Genomic DNA, 22,085 nt, shown 5'->3' with positions numbered 1-22,085 from the left:
TGCTTGTCGGAGTAGGCAGGATCGTCGCCGTGCTCGGCGACGGTGCCTGCCAGGAGGTCGATCAGGGTGCGGCCGCCGATGCGGCCCTCGATGCGCTCGCGCTCGGCCAGGACGTCGGTCATGAGTCGTAGATCCCCTTCGATCGGTGATGGTGTCGCAGGTCACATGCATGTGCTGGTCACAACGTAGGAGGGGCGGCCCGGGTTCCGCCTGGGTTCGGACGGTGGTCGAGCTTGTCGAGACCCTGCGCGGGTCTCGACAAGCTCGACCACCGGGGGTTCAGTAGCTCTTCGGCAGGCCGAGCATCGAGGTGCCGATGTGGGCGAGCACAAGCTGTTCGGCGACCGGGATGTTCTTGCCGATCCGGGCGTCGCGGAAGATCCGCTCGACCGGGTACTCCTTGGAGTAGGCCATTCCCCCGAGGGTCTGGAACGCCTGGTCGGCCGCCTCCCACGCCACCTGCGCGCCGGTCAGCTTGGCCACGTTGGCCTCGTTGCCGCACGGGCGACCCTGGTCGAAGAGCCAGGCCGCCTTGTAGGTCATCAGGCGGCCGAGCTCGGTCTTCGCCTTGATCTGCGCCAGCGGGAACTGGATGCCCTGGTTGGCGCCGATCGGGCGACCGAAGACCTCGCGCTCGCGGGCGTACTCCGAGGCGATCCGGAGGGCGGCCTCCGCGGCGCCGACGCCTCCGGCGGCGGCGAGGATGCGCTCGGGGTTGAGCACGTCCCACAGCACACCGAAGCCGGCGTCCACCTCGCCGATCACGTTGCTCGCCGGGACTCGCACGTCGTCGAAGAACACCTGGCTGGATGCCAGGATGTTGCTGCCCATCTTGGGGATCGGCGTGTAGGTGAGCGTGCCCGCGGCCAGGGCCTCCTTGACGTCGACGAGCACGAGGGTGAAGCCCGCCGTCCGGGGGAGGCCGTGCTCCCGGGTCTCCGCGGCGGAGATCGTGCGGGTGACCGCGATCATCCAGTCGGCGTTCTCGACGTTGGAGATCCAGACCTTCTGGCCCTTGATCAGGAAGTCGCCGGTGCCGTCGTCGGCCCGTCGTGCCCGGGTCTTGATCTCGATCGCGTTGCTGCCGGCGTCGGGCTCGGTCAGCGCCAGGCAGAACTGGATGCTGCCGTCGGCCAGGCCCGGCAGGATCCGCTGTTTCTGCTCCTCGGTGCCGTGCCGGGTCAACGTCATCGCGCCGAAGCCGGGCGTCGTCACGTAGAAGAAGGTGCCGGCGACGCCGCCGGAGGCGCACAGCGTCTCGTTGGCGACGGCGAGCTCGAGCAGGCCCTGCCCGCCGCCGCCGTACTCCTCCGGCACGCACAGACCGAACCAGCCGCCGCGACCGAGGTCGTCGAAGACCTCCTGGGGGAACCGGTGTTCCTCCTCGCACCGCGACCAGTAGGCGTGGTCGTACCTGGCCGCGACCGCCGCGACGCCGTCGCGGACGGCGATGGCGCTCTCGGGAAGATCGAGATCCATCAGGCCGTCTCAGACTCCGAGGAAGCGACCGATGATCTCCTTCTGGATCTCGGTCGTGCCGCCGTAGATGGTCTGGATGCGGCCGTCGGTGTACGCCTTGGAGATCGGGTACTCGCTCATGAAGCCGTAGCCGCCGTGGATCTGCACGCCCATGTCGGTCAACTTCTTCTGCAGCTCGGTGGTCCACCACTTCGCCATCGAGGCCAGGGCGGTGTCGACCTTGCCTTCGTTGAGCTTGAGGATGCAGTCGTTGACGAAGACCCGGGCGATGTAGGCCTCGGTCGCCATCTCGGCGAGCATGAACCGAGTGTTCTGGAAGGCGCCGATCGGCTTGCCGAACGCCTGTCGCGTCTTGGCGTAGTCGAGCGACATCGCGAGCACGTGCTCGATGGCGGCGACGGCGATCGCAGCGATCGAGACCCGCTCCTGGGGGAGATTGACCATCAAGGAGACGAAGCCCGAACCCTCCTCCCCGAGCAGATTCTCCTTGGGCACCACGACGTTGTCGAAGAAGAGCTCGGCGGTGTCCTGCGCCTTGAGGCCCATCTTGTCGAGGTTGCGGCCGCGCTCGAAGCCCTCCATGCCGCGCTCGACGACGAGCAGGCTGATGCCCTGGTGGCCGGCGTCGGGGTTGGTGCGTGCGACCACGATCACGACGTCGCTCATGATGCCGTTGGAGATGAACGTCTTCGACCCGTTGAGAACGTAGTGGTCACCCTTGTCGACCGCCGTCGTGCGGATGCCCTGCAGGTCGGAGCCGGCGCCCGGCTCGGTCATCGCGATGGCGGAGATCAGCTCACCGGAGACCAGGCCCGGCAGCCAGCGCTGCTTCTGCTCCTCGGTGCCCAGGCTGCTGATGTAGGGGACGATGATGTCGGAGTGCACCGGGAAGCCGAGGCCGCTGGCGCCGACGCGTGAGATCTCCTCGGCGATGACGGCGTTGTAGCGGAAGTCCTTGATCCCCGCGCCGCCGTAGGCCTCCTCGACGTCGAAGCAGAGCAGCCCGGTCTCGCCGGCTTTGCGCCACACCTCGCGGCTGACCTGCCCGTCCTTCTCCCACTGGTCGTGGTGCGGGACGACCTCCTTCTCCATGAACGTGCGCACGGTGGCACGGAAGTCCTCGTGCTCCTGCTCGTAGATGGACGGGGTGTCGGGCATCTGCTTCCTCCGTGAACTCGGGGCGTGAATGACGGCGTAGAACTCGCCACCAACAGTGTGACAGTAATACTGTCATCGTTGTGGGTACAGATCCAGAGGCTGCCGAATCGGGCGAGGGCCTCACCATCGACGAGTTGGCGGCCGCCGTCGGCACGACGGTGCGGACGACGCGCTATTACGCCAGCCTCGGCCTGATCCCGCCGCCGGAACGACGCGGACGGATCGCCTACTACGGCCCGGCTCACCGCGCTCGGCTGGAGTTGGTGCGAGCGTTGCAGGAGCACGGTTTCACCCTCCAAGCGATCGAACGGACCCTGCGCTCGGTTCCCGACGGAGCGAGCGTCGAGGAGCTCGCTCTCCAGCGGGCGATGCTGACATCGTGGACGTCGGAGCCGCCCGAGGTCCTGACTCGCAGGCAGCTCGACAAGCGGGCCGGTCGGCGCCTCGGCGACGCGGACCTCGCCATGCTGCAGCGGCTCGCGGCGATCGAGATCGATGCCGCCGGCTACCGGGTCTACCCCCACCTCGGCATCGGACTGGAGGTGCTGGACCTCGGTGTGCCCGAGCGCGGCGTCGCGCTGGCCGACGAGGCGATCCGTCGCCACATGGCCGCTCTCGCCGATGAGCTGACGGCGATCCTGCACGAGCAGGTGCTGGAGCCCTACACGCGCGACGCCGCTTCTGCCGAGGACGCGTTGCGGATGGAGCGGACCGTCTCGGCCCTGCGGAGACTGACGTTGGAAGCCGTCGTCGCCGGCTTCCAACGCGCTGCCAACGCGGTGATCACCAGGTCGCTGGGCGACCGCTGATCCACGTCGACGTCGGTGGTCGAGGAGGTCGCTCTGCGACCGTCACGAGACCCCGCGGGTCGGAAGCGGTGGTGTCGTGGCGCCGCCCCCCCCCCCCCCCCCCCGGGGGGCGGGCCCCCTGGACCACCGGCGTCGGGCGGGTTTCGAGGCCCTCGCTGGCGCTCGGGCACCTCAACCACCGGCAGTGCTCAGGAGACGAGCTCCTTCATGTGCGCGACGGTCGCGACCGGGTCGGCCGAGGCCGGCATGATCTGCAGGTGGGTGACCCCGGCCTCGCGGAAGGCGGCGATCCGCTCCTTGACGTAGGACTCCGGACCGACCAGGTTGCCCGCCTCGAGCCACTCGTCCGGCACCAGTGCAGCGGCCTGATCCTTCTTGCCCGCGAGGTAGAGGTCCTGGATCTCCTTGGCCTCCTTCTCATAGCCGTACTGGCAGGCGAGGTCGTTGTAGAAGTTCTTGTCGCGCGCTCCCATCCCGCCGACGTAGAGGGCGTACATCGGGCGGGCGAAGTCGAGCATCGCCTTGACCTCGGGGCCTTCTCCGATCGCCAGTACGCCGCCTGCGGTCATCTGCAGCGGACCGAGGTCGGCCGAGCGCTTGGCCGCACCGGCGGCGAGCGCCGCGCCCCACACCTGCTGGGTCTTCTCGGGATAGACCAGGTGCGGCATCCAGCCGTCGGCGACCTCGGCGGTCATCTCGACGTTCTTGTCGCCCAGCGCAGCCACCCACAACGGGACGTCGGGACGTTCGGGCTTGGTGAGCAGCTTCAGCGGCTTGCCCAGTCCGAGACCCTGGTCGGCGGGCAGCGGCAGGGTGAAGTTGCGGCTGGAGAACTCCAGCGGCTCGCGGCGCAGCCCCTGGCGCAACACGGCGATGGCGTCGCGCGTGCGGCCGAGCGGGCGCTCGTACGGCATCCCGTGGAAGCCCTCGATCACCTGCGGACCGGAGGCGCCGAGGCCGATCACGGCACGCCCGGCGGAGACGTTGTCGAGGCCCGCTGCGGTCTGCAGCAGCGCTCCGGGGGTGCGGGAGAAGACGTTCATGATGCCCGAGCCGATCTGTACGCGCTCGGTCTTCGCGGCCAGGTAGCCCATCAAGGTGGGGGAGTCGAAGCCGTAGGCCTCGGCGACCCACACCAGGTCGAGTCCGGCCTTCTCCAGGCCGACGACCTGGTCGGCCGCGCTGCGCGGGTTGCCGTCGTACATGAGCATGGTCGAAAGCTTCATCAAGGCTCCTGGGATCGGTGCGACGTCGCGCAGATCGTTGCGGGGAATCGATACTGACAGTAGTACTGTCACAATAGACCAGACGGTGGCCGTGCCGTCCAGCCTCAGGCAGTCACTGGCACGCTCGGTCCCGCAGGGCCACCAATTCCACGAGATCCAGGAGCACAACGTGTCGACCTATCGCATCGCCGTCATCGGAGGAACCGGCCCGCAGGGCAGGGGCCTCGGCTACCGCTTCGCGCGCCACGGGCACGACGTCGTGCTCGGCTCGCGCGCCGCGGAGAAAGCGGTGCCGGTGGCCGAGGAGGTCGCCACGCGGCTCGCCGGCGTCGCCGGCGCGGGCGCCGTTACGGGCGCCTCGAACACCGAGGCGTGCGCCGAGGCCGACGTCGTGCTGCTCGCCGTGCCCTACGACGGTCACGACGAGCTCGTCGCGACGCTGCCGCTCGACGGCAAGGTCGTGATCTCGTGCGTGAACCCGCTGGCCTTCGACAAGGGCGGCCCCTACGGTCGCGTCGTCGATGCCGGCGAGGGTTCGGCCGCAGAGTCGGCCCAGCGGATCGCGCCGGAGTCGCGCGTGGTCGGCGCCTTCCACCACGTCTCCGCGGTCACGCTGTGGGGCGAGGAGGAGTACCTCGACCACGAGGACGTCCTGGTCTGCGGCGACGACGCCGACGCCAAGGCGGTGGCGATCGAGCTCGCTCGCAGTGTCACCAGCCGCGACGGCGTGGACGCCGGCAAGCTGCGTCTCGCCCGTCAGCTCGAGCCGCTGACCGCCGTCCTGATCTCGATCAACAAGAAGTACAAGACGCACTCGGGCGTGCGGATCAGCGGCATCTGATCGCCGTTCGGTGGTCGAGGTGCCCGACCACCGCTACGCCCGGTGGTTGAGGAGCGAGCGCAGCGAGCGTCTCGAAACCCCTGTCGGCCGAGGTAGGTGTTCGACTCGCGGGGTCTCGTGACGGTCGCGGCGATCTCCCCGACCACCGTGACGACGCTCAACCGCCGTCCCGGTCGCGGCGGCCCTTGCGGCCGCCGCGATCGGTGTCTTCGAGGAGCCCGAGCTCCACGCCGAGTGGCACCCAGAGCTCGGCCGCCCGCGTCGCGCTGATGTGGCCGCGATCGCGCCACGCGATCGTCGAGCCGATCACGACCGGGCAGAGATCGTCGGCGCAGAGCCACGGCGTGGGGTCGATGGCCTCGACGCCGTTGCGGCGGGCGGCGTCCTCGGAGAGCACGCGCATCTCCTCGCTCCACTCCGTCGGCGGGAACATGCAGTCGCCCAGGGTGGCGTCGCGCTCGGCCAGGCAGGTGCCCGGCTCCGACGGCAGACGCGGGACGTCGGTGAGGAGCACCATCTCGTCGACGTACGGCGCGTAGGCGGAGTACATCGCGTCGTAGCCGCCCTCGAGCACCGCCGAGACGTCCTGCTTCTTGTCGTAGTAGACATCGCCGTCGTAGACGCCGGTGGGCGGCGGCGTCATCGCGAAGATCATCAGGTCGGGCTGGATGTCGGAGACCTGCTCGACCACCCAGTCGTGGAACTCCTCGCACTCGGGCCACGGATCTCCCGTGCCGAGCTGGCCAGGGTCGACGAAGGCCGCGGTGCACTGCTGCTTGACCAGGTAGTACGTGGCGTAGCCGGCTTCTTCCGCGATCTGCTCCAGGGCGGGGATCCACGCCCGAGCGTGGGAGTCGCCGGTGACCACGATGACGCGGTCGCTGTCGACGTCGCCGCGGCGGCACAGCGGCCGCTCGGGCCGCTGGTAATTGCAGTCGCCGACGTCGGCGATGTCGTTCTTGAGGTCGAGCAGGTCCGGCGTGAGGTTGCTCGGGATGGGCCAGGCGTCGAGTCCGGCCTGAACCGATGCCTCGACCAGGTCGGTGACGTCGCGGCCGGACATGCCGAAGGCCTCGGAGGTGATCGCGGGTGCATCGCCGCGCTCGCTGCCCTCCCACTCGGCGTACGCCTGGCTTCCCAGCGCCGCCGGGATGACGAGCGCGAGCGACGCGGGGTAGAGCACCACGCCGAGCCGAGGGCGGACGCGCCAGAACGTGCCGGTGCGGAACGGCTGCTCGACGAACCGGTAGGTCAGGTACGCGAGCTGGAAGGTCAGCGCGACGGCGATCACGGTCTCGGTCACCGTCAACTCGCGACCCAGGGCGACGCGCGGGATGACCAGAGCCGGCCAGTGCCACAGGTAGAGCGAATAGGACCAGTCGCCGACGCTCCGGAAGGGCCGGGTGGCCAGCAGGCGCGAGGTCCAGGGCGTACGAGTCGGGTGCGCACCGGCGAGCAGCAGGCCCGCCGTCGCCAGCACCGGCAGCAGGGCTTCGTAGCCGGGGAACGCCATCGTGGAGTCGTAGCCGACGACGGCGATGCCGATGCCGATCAGCCCCGCCAGGGCCAGTGGCTCGGTGATGAACCGGAACCGGATCGCGCGACCCCGGTGGAGGGCTGTGGCGAGCAGAGCACCGATCGCGAGTTCCCAGGCCCGGGTGAAGGTCGAGAAGTAGGCCGAGGTCGGTTCCTCGACGGTGCGGTGGATCGACCAGGCCAGACTCGCCGCACCGAGCGCGAGGGCGAAGAAGGCGACCGTCTTCACCGGCGCGCGGTCGCGTGCGCGGCGGAAGGTCAGCAGGCACGCGAGTCCGATCAGAACGGGCCAGACCAGGTAGAACTGTTCCTCGACCGCCAGCGACCAGTAGTGCTGCACCGGCGACGGTGCGTCCTCGAGTGCGAAGTAGTCCACGCCCTCGGTGGCGAAGCGGATGTTCGCGCCGAAGAACGCCGCCCAGATCGCATCCTGTGCGGCGTCGATGGCCTCCAGGAAGTTCAGGTAGATCAGCGAGACGGCGACGGCGGCCAGGAGCACGACGGTCGCGGCCGGCATGATCCGTCGGGCCCGCCGGGCGTAGAACGTGCCGATCCGGAAGCGACCGTCGGTCTCGATCCCGGTGAGGATCAGGCGCGTGATCAGGTAGCCGGAGACGACGAAGAAGACGTCCACGCCCACGAAGCCGCCCGGCGTCCAGGAGACGCCGGAGTGCGCGGCGATCACGGTGAGCACCGCGATCGCCCGCAGGCCCTGGACGTCGTCGCGGAACCGACTCCGGCGGTCGTCGACAGCCGGAGCAGCGGGCGGGTCCGGCGACATGCTCATGACGCAGCGAAGGTACCAAGCGGTGCACGGTGTGCGGCGGCCCGTTCAGCCTCCGAATCCGGCTCGTGGTCGACGGGCCGCCGTGGTCAGGCTCGAGCGCGACGGCGGTCGCGTGCGATGAGCCCGACCAGGCCGGCCAGGCCGCCGAAGACCCAGGGCAGGGGGAGGAGCCAGCTGATGTTCTCGCCCTGCACGGTGTCGGAGGCGATCAGGGCCCAGATCCCGGTGAGCCCGAGGAAGGCGACCCCCATCACCAGGTAGCCGATCTCCATCGGCCGACGCCCTGCGCGTTCGGCCGACGGCGCTCCGGGCAGCACCGTGGTGGCCTCCGGGTCGGTCTTCGCGCCGGGAACGGCGGGGTCCATCGTGGTGTCGGTCGGCCCGACGCTGCCCGTGATCTCGCGCTCGGCGCCGTAGGAGGCAGCGATGGGGGCGGTCTCTTCGTGGGTGGACTCGTTCATCGGGTCTCTCCTTCACGCTGGATGTCGATGACTCCCAATCCGACGGTGACGTCGAGACGGAGGTGGGGGACGTCGCCGGAGGGTGCCCCGGGCTGCCCGGCGGTCCCGTCCCGTCCGGCCTCGAGGTCGCGGCTCTCGATCACGCTGGTGCCGCTGTTGCCCTCGCTGGTGGCGCCGAAGAGGCGACGCTCGCCCAGGGACACCTCGCTGTCGACGGTGACGTCGACGCCGTCGGGGACGATCACCGAGGCGCGACCGATGTCGACGGTGACCTCGATGGTGAGGTCGTCGAGGCGGTCCGGATCGGTCACGTGCGACAGGTCGAGCACCAGCTCGCCCACCGCGAGGTCGTAGTCCGCGCGCACCTCCGATGCTGTCGCCGGTCGCGCCTCGAGCCGTCCGGCGTCGATCCGATCGGCCACGGTCGCGCCCACGGTGGCGAGCGCGGCGATCAGCCCCAGGGCGATGACTCCGCCGGCACGCCCCCAGAACGCCCCGACGACGAGCATCACGCCGCAGATGGCCATCGCCGTGGCCGGGTAGAGCCCGGCCGGGAAGGAGAAACCGCCTGCGAACTCGATCGTGCACAGCGAGCCGAGCACGATCGCGATGAGCGCGACGGAGTACCAGAAGAGCAGCGGGCCGCGACGCCGCGGGAGTGGCGGGGGGTAGCTGGCGTGCGGTGCGGTCGGCCAGGTCGGGCCGGACGGATCGCCGTACCGCTGGCCGTGGGTCTGACCGTGTGTCGGGTCGAACCCCGAGCCGGGCTCCGTGCCGGCCGGCGATGCTGGCGCCGGCGGAGGACCCCAGTGCTGCGGGGGCGCCGGCACCGAGTTCCCGGCGTCGCGCCTGCCCCGGAAGTACAGGACGACCAGCACGATGGCGCCCACGGTGGCCAGCGGCCAGGGGAAGCCCCACCCGGCGAAGCTGTCGCCGACCAGAGCCAGAGCGGCGACGACGCCGACGATGCTCAAGGCGATCGCCCGGCTGCGGTCATCGAGCGGAACCGTGGCGTCGTCGACGTCCTCACTCGGCAGGATCAACCAGCACGCGCCGTAGATCAGGATTCCCGCGCCGCCGAAGAAGGCGAGCACGACGAGTGCGACACGGGGGATGAGCGGGTCGATGTCGAAGTGACGGGCCAGCCCGCCCGCGACGCCGGCGATCTTGCGGTCGCTGCTGCTACGGCGCAGGCGCGCCAGGTCGCGCATCTCGGAGCGACCGACGCGAGGCCCCCCGGCATCGGGACCCGCCTCGCCGGACGGCGTCTGGGTGGTGTTCGTGGTCATGGCTCCAGCCTGATCGGTCCGGGTGCTCCTCACCATCGGGGAGCACCCTGGTTCTGCGCCCTGGCCTGGATTCACCGATTGTCGGCGTGGCGAGCGGCATCAGGCGGGTGTGGTGGCAAGGCGCCCGCGCGATGGCGATCTGGTTGCACCGTTGAGCGTGGGCAACGCCGCCAACGCGCCCGGATGGTGTCGCGTAGCCGGCGACAATCGGTGGATTCCAGGCTGAGGGTCGCGGCCGCCCCCGACCTCGCACTCGGGGTCGCACCAGGGTCGCAGCCGGGGGGCCAACCGATGAGCGAGGGCGTCTCGCTGTGTGACGATGGCCCGACCATGACCACCCATGCCCCGTCCACGCCGGCCCCGCCGGAGGTCTGGCACGCTCGCCGCGCCGAGCGCGAACTCGAGGCCGCCGTGCTGGGAGGGGTGGCGGGGGGCCTCGGCCGTCACCTGGCATGGCCGGTGCTGTGGGTGCGGGTCGGGTTCATCGTGGCCACCGTCCTCGGCGGGTTCGGCCTCTTCCTCTTCCTGGGCCTGTGGATGACACTGCCGGCCGCCTCGGCGGTGTCGGCCGATCAGCGACTCGCACCCGGCCTGGCGAGTGCCGCACGTGGCGGGCGGCGCCCGCGCGCCCGCCGTCGCCTCAGCGACCTGGGGCCGGTGATCGTGCTGGGTGCGCTGGCGATCGGCGCGATCTTCGGCGTCCAGGCGATCTTCGGCAGCGGTGCGATCGTGTGGCCGGTTGCCCTCGGTGTCGCCGGTGTGGCGCTTCTGTGGCGTCAGGCCGACGAGGCGCAACGGGAGCGGTGGTTCGACCTCGACGGGCGTCTGGATCCCGTGCAGATCGTGTTCGGACGCGGCGGATGGGCCGCCTACGCCCGCGTGGGCGCGGGTGTGACGCTGGTGGCCATCGCCCTGTTCGCCTTCGGGCTCGACGACGGGTCGTGGCAGGACGCACGCGGTGCCTTGGTGGCGGGGCTCCTCGGCATCCTCGGCATCGGTGTCGTGATCGGCCCGTGGATCTGGCGCCTCGTCGGCGAGCTCACCGACGAGCGCGCCGAGCGGGTGCGCACCCAGGAGCGTGCCGACGTCGCCGCGCACCTGCACGACTCGGTACTCCAGACCCTGGCGTTGATCCAGAAGAACGCCGCCGATGCGTCGACGGTGGCCCGCCTGGCGCGCGCGCAGGAACGCGACCTCCGGTCCTGGCTCTACGCGGGTGAGACGGCGGACGGCTCGACGGTCGCCTCGGCACTGCGGGCGGTCGCAGCCGACACCGAGGACGTCCACGGTGTGAGCGTCGACGTCGTCACCGTCGGTGACTGCGACGTCGAGGAGGCGCTTCGCCCGATCATCGCGGCTGCCCGTGAGTCCCTGACCAATGCGGCCAAGCACGGCGGCGTGACGCGCATCGACCTCTACGCCGAGATCTCGCCGGACGCCGTCGACATCTACGTCCGCGACCGTGGTGCCGGGTTCGATCTCGACGCCGTTCCCGAGGACCGCTACGGCGTGCGGAACAGCATCCTCGACCGGATGCGACGCCACGGCGGGAGCGGCGAGGTGCGCTCGGCACCCGGGGAAGGCACCGAGGTGAGACTGCACCTGCGCCGTCCCGTCCCGGAGCGGGAGGGGATGCCCGATGATCGGCCCGATGATCGGGGAGCGGCCGCGCCCGACCCGGAGTCGGTGTGACGGCCTCGAGGGTCGCTCGCCCGGTCGCGGCAGCCGGTCAATCGTGAGTGAAGGGAATCAGCCGATGAGCGAGCCGACGAGCCCGCGGGTACGAGTCGTGATCGTCGACGACCACGCGATGTTCCGCCGCGGGGTTCGGGCAGAGCTCGAGGGCATCGGTCACGACGACGTCGAGGTGCTGGGCGAGGCCGCCGACGTCGACGAGGCGGTGGCTGCCGTGGCCTCGCTCGCCCCCGACGTCGTCCTGCTCGACGTCCACCTTCCCGGCGGCGGCGGAGTGGAGGTGATGCGTCGCAGCCCGGGCACTCCGGCCCGCTTTCTCGCGCTCTCGGTCTCCGATGCCGCCGAAGACGTCATCGGCACCATCCGCGGCGGCGCCCGGGGCTATGTCACCAAGACGATCACCGGGGAGGAGCTGGTCTCCGCGATCCGTCGGGTCGCCGAGGGCGATGCCGTCTTCTCGCCACGTCTGGCCGGCTTCGTGCTCGACGCGTTCGCCGGCGCCATCGAGATCGCGAGCGTCGATGAGGATCTCGACCGGCTCACCGAACGCGAGCGCGAGGTGATGCGCCTGATCGCGCGTGGCTACGCCTACAAAGAGGTCGCCAAGGAGCTCTTCATCTCGATCAAGACGGTGGAGACCCACATGTCCTCGGTGCTGCGCAAGCTCCAGCTCTCGTCGCGGCACGAGCTGACCCGGTGGGCCTCGGACCGTCGCCTGCTCTAGGAGATCGAGCGCGCCCCGCTCGGCTCACGCGAACGGACCGATATCGTGCGCCACATGGACGCGCTGCGGTTGATCTTCCTCTTCCTCCACATCCTGGGCTTCGCGGCGCTGATCGGCGGTCTGCTCGCCCAGGCCGGCCCGGGGGAGAAGCGCGTCAACGGCGCGATGCGCGACGGCGCCGGGTTGGCGTTCGTCGCCGGTCTGGCGTTGGTCGGGGTCCTGGAGGCCGGGGACACCGATGTCAACCACGCCAAGGTCGCGGTCAAGTTCCTGATCGGCCTGGTCGTGCTGGTGCTGGTAATGGCCAACACCCGCAAGGAGCGCATCCCCCAGGGCTTGTGGGTGCTGCTGACGGGGCTGGCGGTCGTCAACGTCGCCGTCGCGGTGTTCTGGTCCTCCGTCCACGTCTGAGCGGCACACGAGACTCGTCCGCAGCGTCGGGCCTCGGCGGGTTCCCTCGTCGGTGGCCGGCCGTAGGCTGACGGCAGTATGAGCAGCGAGCAGGACACCCTCGGTTTCGACCCCGTCGCCCAGCCCCCTGTCGACGGTGGATCAGGCGCCGCTCGCCGGCGCGGTCCGAGCGCGGAGGAACTGCTGGACGGGCTGAACGAGCCTCAACGCGCCGCGGTCCGGCACGAGGGGCACCCGCTGCTCGTGGTGGCGGGAGCGGGTAGTGGCAAGACCCGGGTCCTGACCCGGCGGATCGCCTGGTTGATCAGCGAGCGGCGCGCGCACCCGGGTTCGATCCTGGCGATCACCTTCACCAACAAGGCCGCCGCCGAGATGCGCGAACGCGTCGAGGAGCTCGTCGGACGACGGGCCCGCATCATGTGGGTCAGCACGTTCCACGCGGCGTGTGTCCGCATCCTGCGCAAGGAGATCGGGCTGCTCGACTACAAGAGCAACTTCTCCATCTACGACGCCCAGGATCAGAAACGTCTGATGACGCTGGTGCTCAAGGATCTCGACGTCGATCCGCGGCGTTATCAGCCTGGAGCGGTGCTGCACTGGGTGAGCAACCACAAGAACGAGCTGCGCGACGTGGAGGAGGTGACTGCCTCGGCGCGCAACCACCTCGAGGAGACCTACGCAGCGGCTTACGCCCTCTACCAGCGGAGGCTGCGCGAGGCCCAGTCCCTCGACTTCGACGACCTGATCATGTTGACGGTGCGCCTGCTCTCGGAGTTCCCCGACGTGCGCGAGGCCTACCGGCGTCGGTTCCGCCACGTGCTCGTCGACGAGTATCAAGACACCAACCACGCCCAGTACGCGCTGATCCAGCAGCTGTGCGCAGCCAGCTTCGAGGACGCCGGAGCCGAGGCGGTGCCGCCGGCCGAGCTGATGGTGGTCGGCGACGCCGATCAGTCGATCTACCGGTTCCGCGGGGCGGACATCCGCAACATCCTCGACTTCGAGGAAGACTTCCCCGACGCCACCTCCATCCTGCTGGAGCAGAACTACCGCTCGACGCAGACGATCCTGTCGACGGCCAACGCGGTGATCAGCAACAACCAGGGCCGCAAGGCGAAGCGGCTGTGGTCGGACGCGGGTGACGGCGAGCGCATCGTCGGCTTCGTCGCCGACGACGAGCACGACGAGGCGCGCTTCGTCAGCGGCGAGATCGACACCCTCACCGACGCCGGACGGCGACCCGGCGACGTCGCGGTCTTCTACCGCACGAACGCCCAGAGCCGGGTGTTCGAGGAGATGTTCATCCGCACCGGGATGCCGTACAAGGTCGTGGGGGGCGTCCGCTTCTACGAGCGGCGCGAGGTTCGCGACGCCCTGGCCTACTTGCGCCTGCTCGTGAATCCGGCCGATCAGGTGAGCCTCCGCCGGATCCTCAACGTGCCCAAGCGCGGTATCGGTGATCGGGCAGTCGAGTGCATCAACGAGCTCGCCGACCGAGACCGGATCGGTTTCTGGGACGCACTGCGCCGCGCTCACGATGCTCCCGGGCTCGCGACCCGCAGCCTCAGCAGCATCCGTGGTTTCGTCGCGCTGATCGAGGAGCTGCAGTCGATGGTGGCGGCGGGCGAGCGGCCCGACGTCGTCCTCGAGACGGCGTTGGAACGCTCGGGATACCTCGCCGAGCTCGAGGCTTCCGACGACCCGCAGGACGCGACCCGGCTGGAGAACCTGGCCGAGCTGGTCGCCGTCGCGCGGGAGTTCTCCGAGGACCCCCAGGCCGGACCGAGTGCCGATCCCGCCGATGTCGACGCCGAGCTGGTCACCCCGGGCCTGGCCGACTTCCTCGAGCGCGTCGCGCTGGTGGCCGACACCGACCAGATCCCCGATGATCCCGGCCCCGACGAGGACGGGGAGCCGACCCCCGACCAGGGCGTCGTCACCCTGATGACACTGCACACCGCCAAGGGGCTGGAGTTCCCGGTGGTCTTCCTGACCGGGATGGAGGACGGCGTCTTCCCGCACGCCCGCAGCCTCGGCGATCGTCCGGAACTGGAGGAGGAGCGGCGACTGGCCTATGTCGGCATCACCCGCGCGCGCGAGCGGCTCTTCATCAGTCGCGCGATGGTCCGGTCTGCCTGGGGCGCGCCGTCCCACAACCCGGCGAGCCGCTTCCTCGACGAACTGCCCGTCGATCTCGTCGACTGGAGACGAACCGAGGCTGATCAGACCCGGTGGGCCCGTCCCGATCTCGCCGCGACCACCGCGCCCCGGCTCGGTGCCCCGACGGCGGCCGGCCGACGACACTTCTCCGCCGCGGCCGCCCGTGCGGATGCCGCCTCCAAGGCGAAGGCCGGGCGGGCCATCCCGAGCCTCGCTCCGGGCGACCGGGTCACCCACGACTCTTTCGGCCTCGGCACCGTGGTGGCCGTCGATGGCGCGGGCGACCGAGCCGCTGCCTCGATCGACTTCGGCTCCGAGGGCGTCAAGCGCCTGCTGTTGCGCTACGCGCCGGTCGAGAAACTGTAGGCGGGCTCCCGACCGGTGGTTGAGGAGGTCGCTCTGCGACCGTCTCGAGACCCGGTGAGCCGAATGGCTCGCGCGCTACTCCCGGAGCACGGCTCAGGGAGTGACACCGTGCACGACGAATGCAGCGTACGGATCGACGGGGTCACCGCCGCCGGGGCGGACCTCGACGTGCAGGTGCGAGCCGGTGACGTTGCCGGTCGAGCCGACCGTGCCGATCACCTCGCCCTGGCTGACGGAGTCTCCGACGGAGACCCCGATGGAGGTCTGGTGGCAGTACCAGAGCTCGGTGCCGTCCTCGAGGGTCACCACGGTCTTGTTGCCGTACGCGCCGTCGTAGCCGGTGAACGTGACGGTGCCGGGCGCGATCGAGTGGATCGGGTCGCCGTTCTCGCCGTTGAAGTCCAAGCCCGTGTGGTAGCTGGACCACAAGCCGTACTGACCGAACGTGGCCGTGATGATCGAGGGAGTGAGCGGCAGGATCCAGCGGTTGTCCGCGAGGAACTTCGCCTGCTTCTCGGCCAGGTCGCGCATCTGGCCGAGCGCGTCGTTGCGCTCCTCGGCCTGCGCCTCGGCGGCCGCCAGGAGCTCGGAGCCGCTGGCGTCGTCCGCCGCGCTGCGGTCCGCGGAACGAGAGACCGACCCGTTGCGCATCGAGTTCACCCCGGCCACGCCCGACTCGCCGGTCAGGGCCGAGGCGGGACGCAGCGCCGGCTGGTTGCTTGCGAGATCGGGGCCGGTCGAGGTCAGCACGCCGCCGACGGCGACCGCGAGCGTCGCCAGGCCGAGCAGGATCGGGGGTGAGGGCAGGCCGCGGAACAGGGGGCCGCGCGACCCGGCGTGCTTGACCGCGCGCCGCTTGCCGACCGAGGGCGCCACGGCGACGGTGGGCAGCTCGGTGGTCACGTCGAGATCGGTGAAGTGGAAGGTCCCCGAGTTCTCCAGGGCCTCCACCAGATCCACGCTCGGGGTGATCCGCACCGGCGTGCGAGCGACGACCGGGGCAGTGGCCGCCGGAGACGCCGCCCTCGACGGACGAGCCGCGGAGACGCCGGTCTGCGGGGCGGGCGAGGGGCTGGAGTCGCTGTCGAGGGGGCGCGGCGAGACGGGCGAGGTGCGTCGCAGCACGGTGCGACGTTCCGCTCGGTGGTTCCCCATGGACTGTTAGACCCCGTAGTGAAGCTCGACGACTGGGATGCGACGGCGCGATGACGGCCGGGCGCAACGGGACGAGACTTTAACGGATGGTTCCAGGACTGCGTAGTTGAACCGACAATCTGGTGTGGGTGCTGTGGATCCTCCACCACCTCCGGGCGGGTGATGGTCTGGACCAGTGGCGGCGCGCGTGCGGATCGCTCGGGTCGCTCGGATGTCACCACGGGGTCGTCGGCTGGCTACTGACCAGTCACCGGCCGGGTTCCCGAGCGGGAGGCGAGCGGGACTAGGGTGCCCCAGGCAGCACGCGCGGCAGCGGTCAGACGCGCCCGGCGGCGACCTACCAGACGACAAGGACTGAGATCAGTGGACTTGATGGAGTACCAGGCGAAAGAGCTGTTCGCCAAGCACGGTGTGACGACGACGCTGGGCGTCGTCGTCGAGACCGCCGAGGCCGCGAAGGCGGCAGCGGAGGAGCTGGGCGGCGTGACCGTCGTCAAGGCTCAGGTCAAGGCCGGCGGCCGCGGCAAGGCGGGTGGCGTGGAGCTCGCCAAGACCCCCGACGAGGCGTTCGGGTACGCCTCCAACATCCTCGGCATGGAGATCAAGGGCCTCACGGTCAACCGCGTGCTCGTCACGCCGGCGACCCCGCCCGAGGAGGAGTACTACTTCTCCTTCCTGCTCGACCGTGCGAACCGTCAGTACCTGTGCATCGCCTCGGTCGAGGGTGGTGTGGAGATCGAGGAGGTCGCCAAGACCAACCCCGAGGCCGTCCGCCAGATCGCGATCGACCCGGGCACCGGCGTCGACGAGGCCAAGGCCCGCGCGATCGCCACGGAGGCGAAGTTCCCCGAGCCGGTGTTCGAGCAGGCCGTGGCGATGATCCAGTCGCTGTACCAGGTCTTCGTCGAGGAGGACGCCACGCTCGTCGAGGTCAACCCGCTCGCGCGGCTGGCCGGTGACAAGCTCGAGGCGCTCGACGGCAAGGTCTCCTTGGACGAGAACGCCTCGGAGGTGCGCCACCCGCACCACGAGGAGTTCGAGATCCGCGAGGAGGCCGACCCGCTCGAGGCCAAGGCCAAGGACCTCGGTCTCAACTACGTCAAGCTCGACGGCGAGGTCGGCATCATCGGCAACGGCGCGGGCCTGGTGATGAGCACCCTCGACGTCGTCGCGTACGCCGGTGAGGCCCACGGTGGCGTGAAGCCCGCCAACTTCCTCGACATCGGTGGCGGCGCCAACGCCCAGGTGATGGCCAACGGCCTCGACGTGATCCTCAACGACCCGCAGGTCAAGAGCGTGTTCGTCAACGTCTTCGGCGGCATCACCGCGTGCGACGAGGTCGCCAACGGCATCAAGGGCGCCCTGGAGATCCTCGGCGACGCGGCGACCAAGCCGCTCGTCGTCCGCCTCGACGGCAACAACGTCGACGCCGGCCGGGCGATCCTCGACGAGCTGAACCACCCGCTCGTCACCCAGGTCGCGACCATGGACGGCGCGGCCGACAAGGCCGCCGAGCTGGCGAACGCCTGAGCCCCGGCGAGAGATAGAGACGAGAGAACAATGTCGATCTACCTGAACAAGGACTCCAAGATCATCGTCCAGGGCATCACGGGCGGGATGGGCTCCAAGCACACCGACCTGATGCTGCAGGCCGGCTCCAACATCGTGGGCGGCGTCAACGCCCGCAAGGCCGGCACCACGGTCGAGCTGAACGGCGAGAAGCTGCCGGTGTTCGGCTCGGTCAAGGAGGCCATGGCCGAGACCGGTGCCGACGTCTCGGTGCTCTTCGTGCCGCCGGCCTTCACCAAGGCCGCCTGCATCGAGGCCATCGACGCCGGTATCGGCCTGATGGTCGTCATCACCGAGGGCGTCCCGGTGCAGGACACCGCCGAGGTGTGGAGCTACCTGCAGTCCGAGGCCAACCACGGTGGCACCCGGATGATCGGCCCGAACTGCCCCGGCATCATCACGCCGGAGGAGTCGCTGGCCGGCATCACGCCGCACACCATCGCGGGCAAGGGCCCCATCGGCCTGGTGTCGAAGTCGGGCACGCTGACCTACCAGATGATGTTCGAGCTCAAGGACTTCGGCTTCACCACGGCCATCGGCATCGGCGGTGACCCGATCATCGGCACGACCCACATCGACGCCCTCGCGGCGTTCGAGGCCGACCCGGAGACCAAGGCGATCGTGATGATCGGCGAGATCGGCGGCGACGCCGAGGAGCGTGCCGCGGCCTTCATCAAGGACAACGTGACCAAGCCGGTCGTCGGCTACGTCGCGGGCTTCACCGCACCCGAGGGCAAGACCATGGGCCACGCAGGCGCCATCGTGTCGGGCTCCTCGGGCACCGCGCAGGCCAAGAAGGAGGCCCTCGAGGCCGTGGGCGTGAAGGTCGGCAAGACGCCGTCCGAGACCGCCGCCCTGATGCGGGAGATCATGCAGAACCTCTGAACCCGACGTTGACCCGTCTTCAAGTAAAGACGGGTCAACGCCGCAGACCACGTTGACCCGTCTTTACGCAAAGACGGGTCAACGTGGTTCCGGCTAGGAGCTGCACTCGGTGCGGTCGCAGACCTCGTCGCGGATCTGGAGGAGGTCCTGCAGGGCCGCGGTGGACGCCGCCTGGACGGACTCGGGGGAGCCGCCCATCTCGCCCGAACGCTGGATCGCGATGACGGCGTCGCCGTAGAAACCGAACGCGTAGACGGAGTTGCCCGTCACCCCGGTGGCGTAGATCGCGCTGAAGGCGAAGGTCGGCTCCCCGCGCTGGTCGGTGAGCTCGGTGTAGGTCAGGTCGTTGCCCTCGATGTCGCTAGTGACGATCGGGCAGGTGTTCAGCACGCCGTCCACCACGGCCCCGAAGGCGTCCGCGGCCTCGCCGACCGTGGGGAAGCGCACGACCTCCCGGGCGTCGTAGTACTCCGGGCCACTGGCACTGGCACCCAACGTGACGCCGTCGGCGGCGGGCCAGAGTCCAGCCAGGCAGGATCCCTCCGCGAAGGTCACGGTGTGCAGGCCCAGCCGCGGCCCGCGGGCCTCCCCGCCGTCGGCCTCCATCGCGACAAGGCCCTCGTCCAGCGGCAGGTCGTCCAGCCACTCCGAGCCGGCGTCGGGATCGGCCGGCTGGATCTGCGAGTCGACAGGCTCGGTCGTCGGCGAGCTGGGACGAGCCTGGGCGCCCGCCTTCAGCAGCGCCTGGTCGAAGGCGTCGGACGCCGCCTGGTCGAGCCTTTCGGGCTCGAAGTTCCCATTGATCTCGGCGTAGGAGAACACCACGAGCCGGTCGGCGAACCGGGCCAGGCCCTGGTACTCGGTGTTCCAGCCGTCGCAGCCGTCCCGCCAGTCGCAGACGGCGTCGTCCCAGATGTCGCGGCGGGCGAGGAACGCCTCGCCGTCGCCCGCTAGGACGTCGCGGGGCTCGTAGTTCGCGAAGTCGGTCAGCTGCCGGCCGGGGCCGGGATCGTCGCAGGTGGCGATCTGTCCGGCGAGGGTGTCGTAGGCCGCCATCGCCTCGGCGGCGGAGCCGAAGTCGACGATCACCTCGCCGACCTTGCCGCTCGGCGGCGACGGCGGGACGACGTCGCCCGGCTCGAGCTCGAGGTCGAGCTCGGCGCCGAGCTGCACCGACGCCGTCGTCGCGTCCGGCAATTGGTCCAGCAAACCGGGTGCGCAGCCGAGGAGCGGGAACTCCTCGGCGGCCTCGGTCGGCGTCCAGAGCTCCCACGGCAGCAGCGGCGTCTGGTTCTCCCCGCGCTCGCTGCGATCGGGCAGGTCGGACGGCGTCAGCAGTGCGGCGTCGCGGCCGGGCAGGAACGTCGCGGGATCGACGCCGGCCTTGTCGTCGCCGGCGATGCTCAGGGCGACGGGGGTGACCACCGCGGCGATCACCGCGGCTGTCGCCACCCCGGTGGCCAGCGCGCGGCGGCGGCGACGACGGTCGCCGCGGCGCCGGATCTCGGCACCAGACACAGGGCTCATGCCGATCTCCGGGCGGAAGTCGTGGAACAGGTCGTCGTTGCGGTCGGGGCCGCGGTTCTGGTCAGGCATTGCTCACTCCTCCCGTGAGGCCGGTGCCGTCGTCGAGCAGGGTGGCGAGGGCGGCGCGGCCGCGGCTCAGGCGGGCCTTGACCGTCCCCTCCGGTGCGCCGACCTCGACGGCCACGGCGGCCACGGGGAGATCGGCGATGTGGTGCAGCACGATGGCGCGACGCTGGTCCTCGGGAAGTGCCTTGAGCGCCTCGACGAGCGCCACGTGACGTTCGTCGATGGGGGGCGCGGCCACCGCTGGTGCGAAGGCCCGGTCAGGTGCGCGGCGTGAGCGCATCGTGCGCCGCCAGCGGCTGATGGCGATCCGGTGGGCCGTCACGCGCACCCATGCCTCGGGATGGTCGGCTGACGCCAGCTTGCGGCGGTGGTCCCACGCTCGCACGAAGGCTTCCTGGACGCACTCCTGTGCCTCGTCCAGGTTGCCGATCATGGCGTAGACCTGCCCCGTCAGCCGGCGATACGAGGCTGCGTAGAACTCGTCGAACTCGGCTTCGTCCATTCCGCTGGCCTCCTCTCGTCTGCGTGGTTCGCGGTGGTCGAGAGTGATACGCATCGAAGACCCACACGGTTGCACGCCGACCCGAGATTCCTGGCGAGCCGAGCCGAGCCGTCGCCGTGGCGGGCTGCGTCAGTCGCGGAAGTCGCGCAGCGAGCCGAGGCGCTCCAGAGCCCGCTCGGCGACGGCGACGAAGCCGGCCTCACCGATGTCGCGTGAGCCGTCGGGCACGAATCCGAGCTGCCCCACGGCGTCGCCGTCGCGGAGGAACGCCATCCAGAACGTGATCTCACGGCTGTCGGTCACCTGGACGTCCAGGCGCCAGACACTGAGATTGCGAGGGCCGTCGTCGGAGCTGCGCACCTCCACCACGGACGTCGTCAGGTCGCGCTCCTCACAGGTGGAGAGCTGGCGCCGCACCCGTCCGACCAGCGCTGCGGCGACGGCGCCCGGGAGTGCACCGACGGTCTCGGTGAGACCGAACTCGCGGGAGAGACCGGCCTCGGGGACGACGAACGTGCGGGTGGCCGTGTGGCGGAAGGGGCGTTTGCGGAATCGGCCGGAGAAGCTCGTGGCGTCGCAGCCGGACGCCGCGTCGTTCGTCATCGCTCGGCGGGGGCGGGTGCCGACCCAGGGGCGTTTCACGCCCGGCACGGGTGGCAGGTCGATCTCGCCGAGCATCGCGGGCGCCGTCCCCGTGGGGATCGCCGGACGGCGCGGGGTGGCGGGTGAGCGCGGAGCGCAGGCTCCGGCCTCGGGGAGGATGCAGAGACCTCCGACGGCCTCGGCGAGCAGGGCGGAGGCGGAGCCCCGCCCCGGGGCCTGGTCGCCGGGAGCCTGCAGCACGGTGGCGGTGACGTAGCGGCCGGTGCGGGCCACGCCCACCACGACGGTGCCGACCGGGCGCTGCCAGGAGCGCAGTGTCAGGAGGACCGCCTCGTCGCCGACGTCGCGGGGTGCGCGCGTGCTGAGCAGCTGCATCCGTGGCGCGTCGCAGCCGGCGAACCACCGCACCGCGGTGCGGTAGGCACGCTGGGAGGCCGCCTCGGACGGCGCGGCCTCGGCGAGTTGGGTCAATGTCTGGCGTCGCTGCTTCTTCGCGCGACTGCTCTCGAAGACCCGCACCAGGGCGGCGACGCCCCGCGGGGCGGCGTAGCGACTGCGCTGGCACGGCACCACGAGACCGTTGCCGCCGGAGTTGTCGCCGGTGCGGTTCGTCGTCCAGTCGAGCCGGCTGTAGTGCTCGGAGATGTCGGAGGAGGCGAGCAGGGCGTGCTCGGGCAGGGTGATGGTGACGCCGTCGCTCACCTCGCGGTCGCGTTGGTGGGCCGGGGCGGCCCGGTCGATGGTGGGCCGTGCGCCCGCGCTGTCGACGACGACGGACCCCGGCGCCACGACGACGGCGACGGGGGGGGGCCCCCCGCGCCGGGCGGGGGGCCGGG

General features: G+C 70.4%; 18 protein-coding genes. 8 read left to right on the top strand and 10 right to left on the bottom strand.

The features are described from left to right. Window positions 1–279: 279 nt before the first annotated feature. Both KSO97_RS15530 and KSO97_RS15525 read right to left on the bottom strand, forming a co-directional pair. On the bottom strand, window positions 280–1,479 hold the full coding sequence (locus KSO97_RS15530) for an acyl-CoA dehydrogenase family protein (protein ID WP_232680475.1): 1,200 nt from the start codon (window positions 1,477–1,479) through the stop codon (window positions 280–282). A 9-nt stretch (window positions 1,480–1,488) separates the two neighbouring features. Further along, window positions 1,489–2,637 (bottom strand): acyl-CoA dehydrogenase family protein, encoded by a 1,149-nt coding sequence (locus KSO97_RS15525; protein ID WP_232680473.1) that lies wholly within the window; start codon window positions 2,635–2,637, stop codon window positions 1,489–1,491. An 80-nt stretch (window positions 2,638–2,717) separates the two neighbouring features. On the opposite strand from KSO97_RS15525, the gene KSO97_RS15520 reads away from it, so the two are divergent. After that, window positions 2,718–3,446: a MerR family transcriptional regulator gene (locus tag KSO97_RS15520; protein ID WP_232680471.1), complete on the top strand. Its 729-nt coding sequence runs from the start codon at window positions 2,718–2,720 to the stop codon at window positions 3,444–3,446. A 188-nt stretch (window positions 3,447–3,634) separates the two neighbouring features. Here KSO97_RS15520 and KSO97_RS15515 read toward each other — a convergent pair whose 3' ends face one another. Next, window positions 3,635–4,672: an LLM class F420-dependent oxidoreductase gene (locus KSO97_RS15515; RefSeq protein WP_232680470.1), complete on the bottom strand. Its 1,038-nt coding sequence runs from the start codon at window positions 4,670–4,672 to the stop codon at window positions 3,635–3,637. Window positions 4,673–4,841: 169 nt separating this feature from the next. Between KSO97_RS15515 and npdG the strand changes: the two genes are divergently transcribed. After that, complete coding sequence (npdG, locus tag KSO97_RS15510; protein ID WP_232680468.1) at window positions 4,842–5,513, top strand: NADPH-dependent F420 reductase; 672 nt, start codon at window positions 4,842–4,844, stop codon at window positions 5,511–5,513. Window positions 5,514–5,670: 157 nt separating this feature from the next. On the opposite strand, the gene KSO97_RS15505 is transcribed toward npdG, so the two are convergent. The 3 genes from KSO97_RS15505 to KSO97_RS15495 all read right to left on the bottom strand — a co-directional run bounded on the left by KSO97_RS15505 (window position 5,671) and on the right by KSO97_RS15495 (window position 9,586). After that, window positions 5,671–7,836 (bottom strand): acyltransferase family protein, encoded by a 2,166-nt coding sequence (locus KSO97_RS15505; RefSeq protein WP_232680466.1) that lies wholly within the window; start codon window positions 7,834–7,836, stop codon window positions 5,671–5,673. An 86-nt stretch (window positions 7,837–7,922) separates the two neighbouring features. Further along, window positions 7,923–8,297 carry a hypothetical protein gene (locus KSO97_RS15500; protein WP_232680464.1) on the bottom strand — a complete coding sequence of 125 codons (375 nt, stop codon included), beginning with the start codon at window positions 8,295–8,297 and terminating at the stop codon, window positions 7,923–7,925. Continuing rightward, complete coding sequence (locus KSO97_RS15495; RefSeq protein WP_232680462.1) at window positions 8,294–9,586, bottom strand: PspC domain-containing protein; 1,293 nt, start codon at window positions 9,584–9,586, stop codon at window positions 8,294–8,296. The genes KSO97_RS15500 and KSO97_RS15495 overlap by 4 nt, the downstream gene beginning before the upstream one ends. Window positions 9,587–9,916: 330 nt before the next feature. Between KSO97_RS15495 and KSO97_RS15490 the strand changes: the two genes are divergently transcribed. The 4 genes from KSO97_RS15490 to pcrA all read left to right on the top strand — a co-directional run bounded on the left by KSO97_RS15490 (window position 9,917) and on the right by pcrA (window position 14,942). Further along, complete coding sequence (locus tag KSO97_RS15490) at window positions 9,917–11,278, top strand: sensor histidine kinase (RefSeq protein WP_232680460.1); 1,362 nt, start codon at window positions 9,917–9,919, stop codon at window positions 11,276–11,278. Window positions 11,279–11,342: 64 nt separating this feature from the next. Further along, complete coding sequence (locus KSO97_RS15485; protein ID WP_232680457.1) at window positions 11,343–12,005, top strand: response regulator transcription factor; 663 nt, start codon at window positions 11,343–11,345, stop codon at window positions 12,003–12,005. Window positions 12,006–12,059: 54 nt separating this feature from the next. Further along, window positions 12,060–12,416, top strand: coding sequence for a hypothetical protein (locus tag KSO97_RS15480; protein ID WP_232680455.1), 357 nt, complete (start codon window positions 12,060–12,062; stop codon window positions 12,414–12,416). Window positions 12,417–12,494: 78 nt separating this feature from the next. Further along, the gene (pcrA, locus tag KSO97_RS15475) at window positions 12,495–14,942 is read left to right on the top strand and encodes a DNA helicase PcrA (protein WP_232680453.1); all 2,448 of its coding nucleotides are present in this window, start codon (window positions 12,495–12,497) and stop codon (window positions 14,940–14,942) included. Between the two features lie 93 nt (window positions 14,943–15,035). Here pcrA and KSO97_RS18065 read toward each other — a convergent pair whose 3' ends face one another. After that, on the bottom strand, window positions 15,036–16,067 hold the full coding sequence (locus KSO97_RS18065) for a M23 family metallopeptidase (RefSeq protein ID WP_308188326.1): 1,032 nt from the start codon (window positions 16,065–16,067) through the stop codon (window positions 15,036–15,038). Between the two features lie 393 nt (window positions 16,068–16,460). On the opposite strand from KSO97_RS18065, the gene sucC reads away from it, so the two are divergent. Both sucC and sucD read left to right on the top strand, forming a co-directional pair. After that, window positions 16,461–17,627, top strand: coding sequence for an ADP-forming succinate--CoA ligase subunit beta (gene sucC / locus KSO97_RS15465; protein ID WP_232680452.1), 1,167 nt, complete (start codon window positions 16,461–16,463; stop codon window positions 17,625–17,627). Between the two features lie 30 nt (window positions 17,628–17,657). Then, window positions 17,658–18,551, top strand: coding sequence for a succinate--CoA ligase subunit alpha (sucD, locus tag KSO97_RS15460; protein WP_232680451.1), 894 nt, complete (start codon window positions 17,658–17,660; stop codon window positions 18,549–18,551). Between the two features lie 93 nt (window positions 18,552–18,644). On the opposite strand, the gene KSO97_RS15455 is transcribed toward sucD, so the two are convergent. From KSO97_RS15455 to KSO97_RS15445, 3 genes are all read right to left on the bottom strand, one after another. Continuing rightward, on the bottom strand, window positions 18,645–20,147 hold the full coding sequence (locus tag KSO97_RS15455) for a hypothetical protein (protein ID WP_232680449.1): 1,503 nt from the start codon (window positions 20,145–20,147) through the stop codon (window positions 18,645–18,647). Beyond that, entirely contained in the window at window positions 20,140–20,646 is a 507-nt protein-coding gene (locus KSO97_RS15450; protein WP_232680440.1) for a SigE family RNA polymerase sigma factor, read from the bottom strand. Before KSO97_RS15450 ends, KSO97_RS15455 begins: the two co-directional genes overlap by 8 nt. A gap of 129 nt (window positions 20,647–20,775) precedes the next feature. Further along, window positions 20,776–22,085 (bottom strand): hypothetical protein (locus KSO97_RS15445; protein ID WP_232680439.1); only part of this gene is annotated, 1,310 nt, incomplete at its 5' end.

The organism is Nocardioides sp. R-C-SC26, assembly GCF_021246465.1.
Lineage (GTDB): Bacteria > Actinomycetota > Actinomycetes > Propionibacteriales > Nocardioidaceae > Nocardioides.
Note: the sequence above shows the minus strand (reverse complement) of the source record. Positions and strands in the feature narration are given on the sequence as shown.

What these genes read in the sequence shown, in the direction of transcription:
- KSO97_RS15530 (WP_232680475.1), bottom strand. Translation starts at nt 1,479, where the DNA reads ATGGATCTCGATCTTCCCGAGAGCGCCATCGCCGTCCGCGACGGCGTC.
- KSO97_RS15525 (WP_232680473.1), bottom strand. Translation starts at nt 2,637, where the DNA reads ATGCCCGACACCCCGTCCATCTACGAGCAGGAGCACGAGGACTTCCGT.
- KSO97_RS15515 (WP_232680470.1), bottom strand. Translation starts at nt 4,672, where the DNA reads ATGAAGCTTTCGACCATGCTCATGTACGACGGCAACCCGCGCAGCGCG.
- KSO97_RS15505 (WP_232680466.1), bottom strand. Translation starts at nt 7,836, where the DNA reads ATGAGCATGTCGCCGGACCCGCCCGCTGCTCCGGCTGTCGACGACCGC.
- KSO97_RS15500 (WP_232680464.1), bottom strand. Translation starts at nt 8,297, where the DNA reads ATGAACGAGTCCACCCACGAAGAGACCGCCCCCATCGCTGCCTCCTAC.
- KSO97_RS15495 (WP_232680462.1), bottom strand. Translation starts at nt 9,586, where the DNA reads ATGACCACGAACACCACCCAGACGCCGTCCGGCGAGGCGGGTCCCGAT.
- KSO97_RS15490 (WP_232680460.1), top strand. Translation starts at nt 9,917, where the DNA reads ATGACCACCCATGCCCCGTCCACGCCGGCCCCGCCGGAGGTCTGGCAC.
- KSO97_RS15485 (WP_232680457.1), top strand. Translation starts at nt 11,343, where the DNA reads ATGAGCGAGCCGACGAGCCCGCGGGTACGAGTCGTGATCGTCGACGAC.
- KSO97_RS15480 (WP_232680455.1), top strand. Translation starts at nt 12,060, where the DNA reads ATGGACGCGCTGCGGTTGATCTTCCTCTTCCTCCACATCCTGGGCTTC.
- pcrA (WP_232680453.1), top strand. Translation starts at nt 12,495, where the DNA reads ATGAGCAGCGAGCAGGACACCCTCGGTTTCGACCCCGTCGCCCAGCCC.
- sucD (WP_232680451.1), top strand. Translation starts at nt 17,658, where the DNA reads ATGTCGATCTACCTGAACAAGGACTCCAAGATCATCGTCCAGGGCATC.
- KSO97_RS15455 (WP_232680449.1), bottom strand. Translation starts at nt 20,147, where the DNA reads ATGCCTGACCAGAACCGCGGCCCCGACCGCAACGACGACCTGTTCCAC.
- KSO97_RS15450 (WP_232680440.1), bottom strand. Translation starts at nt 20,646, where the DNA reads ATGGACGAAGCCGAGTTCGACGAGTTCTACGCAGCCTCGTATCGCCGG.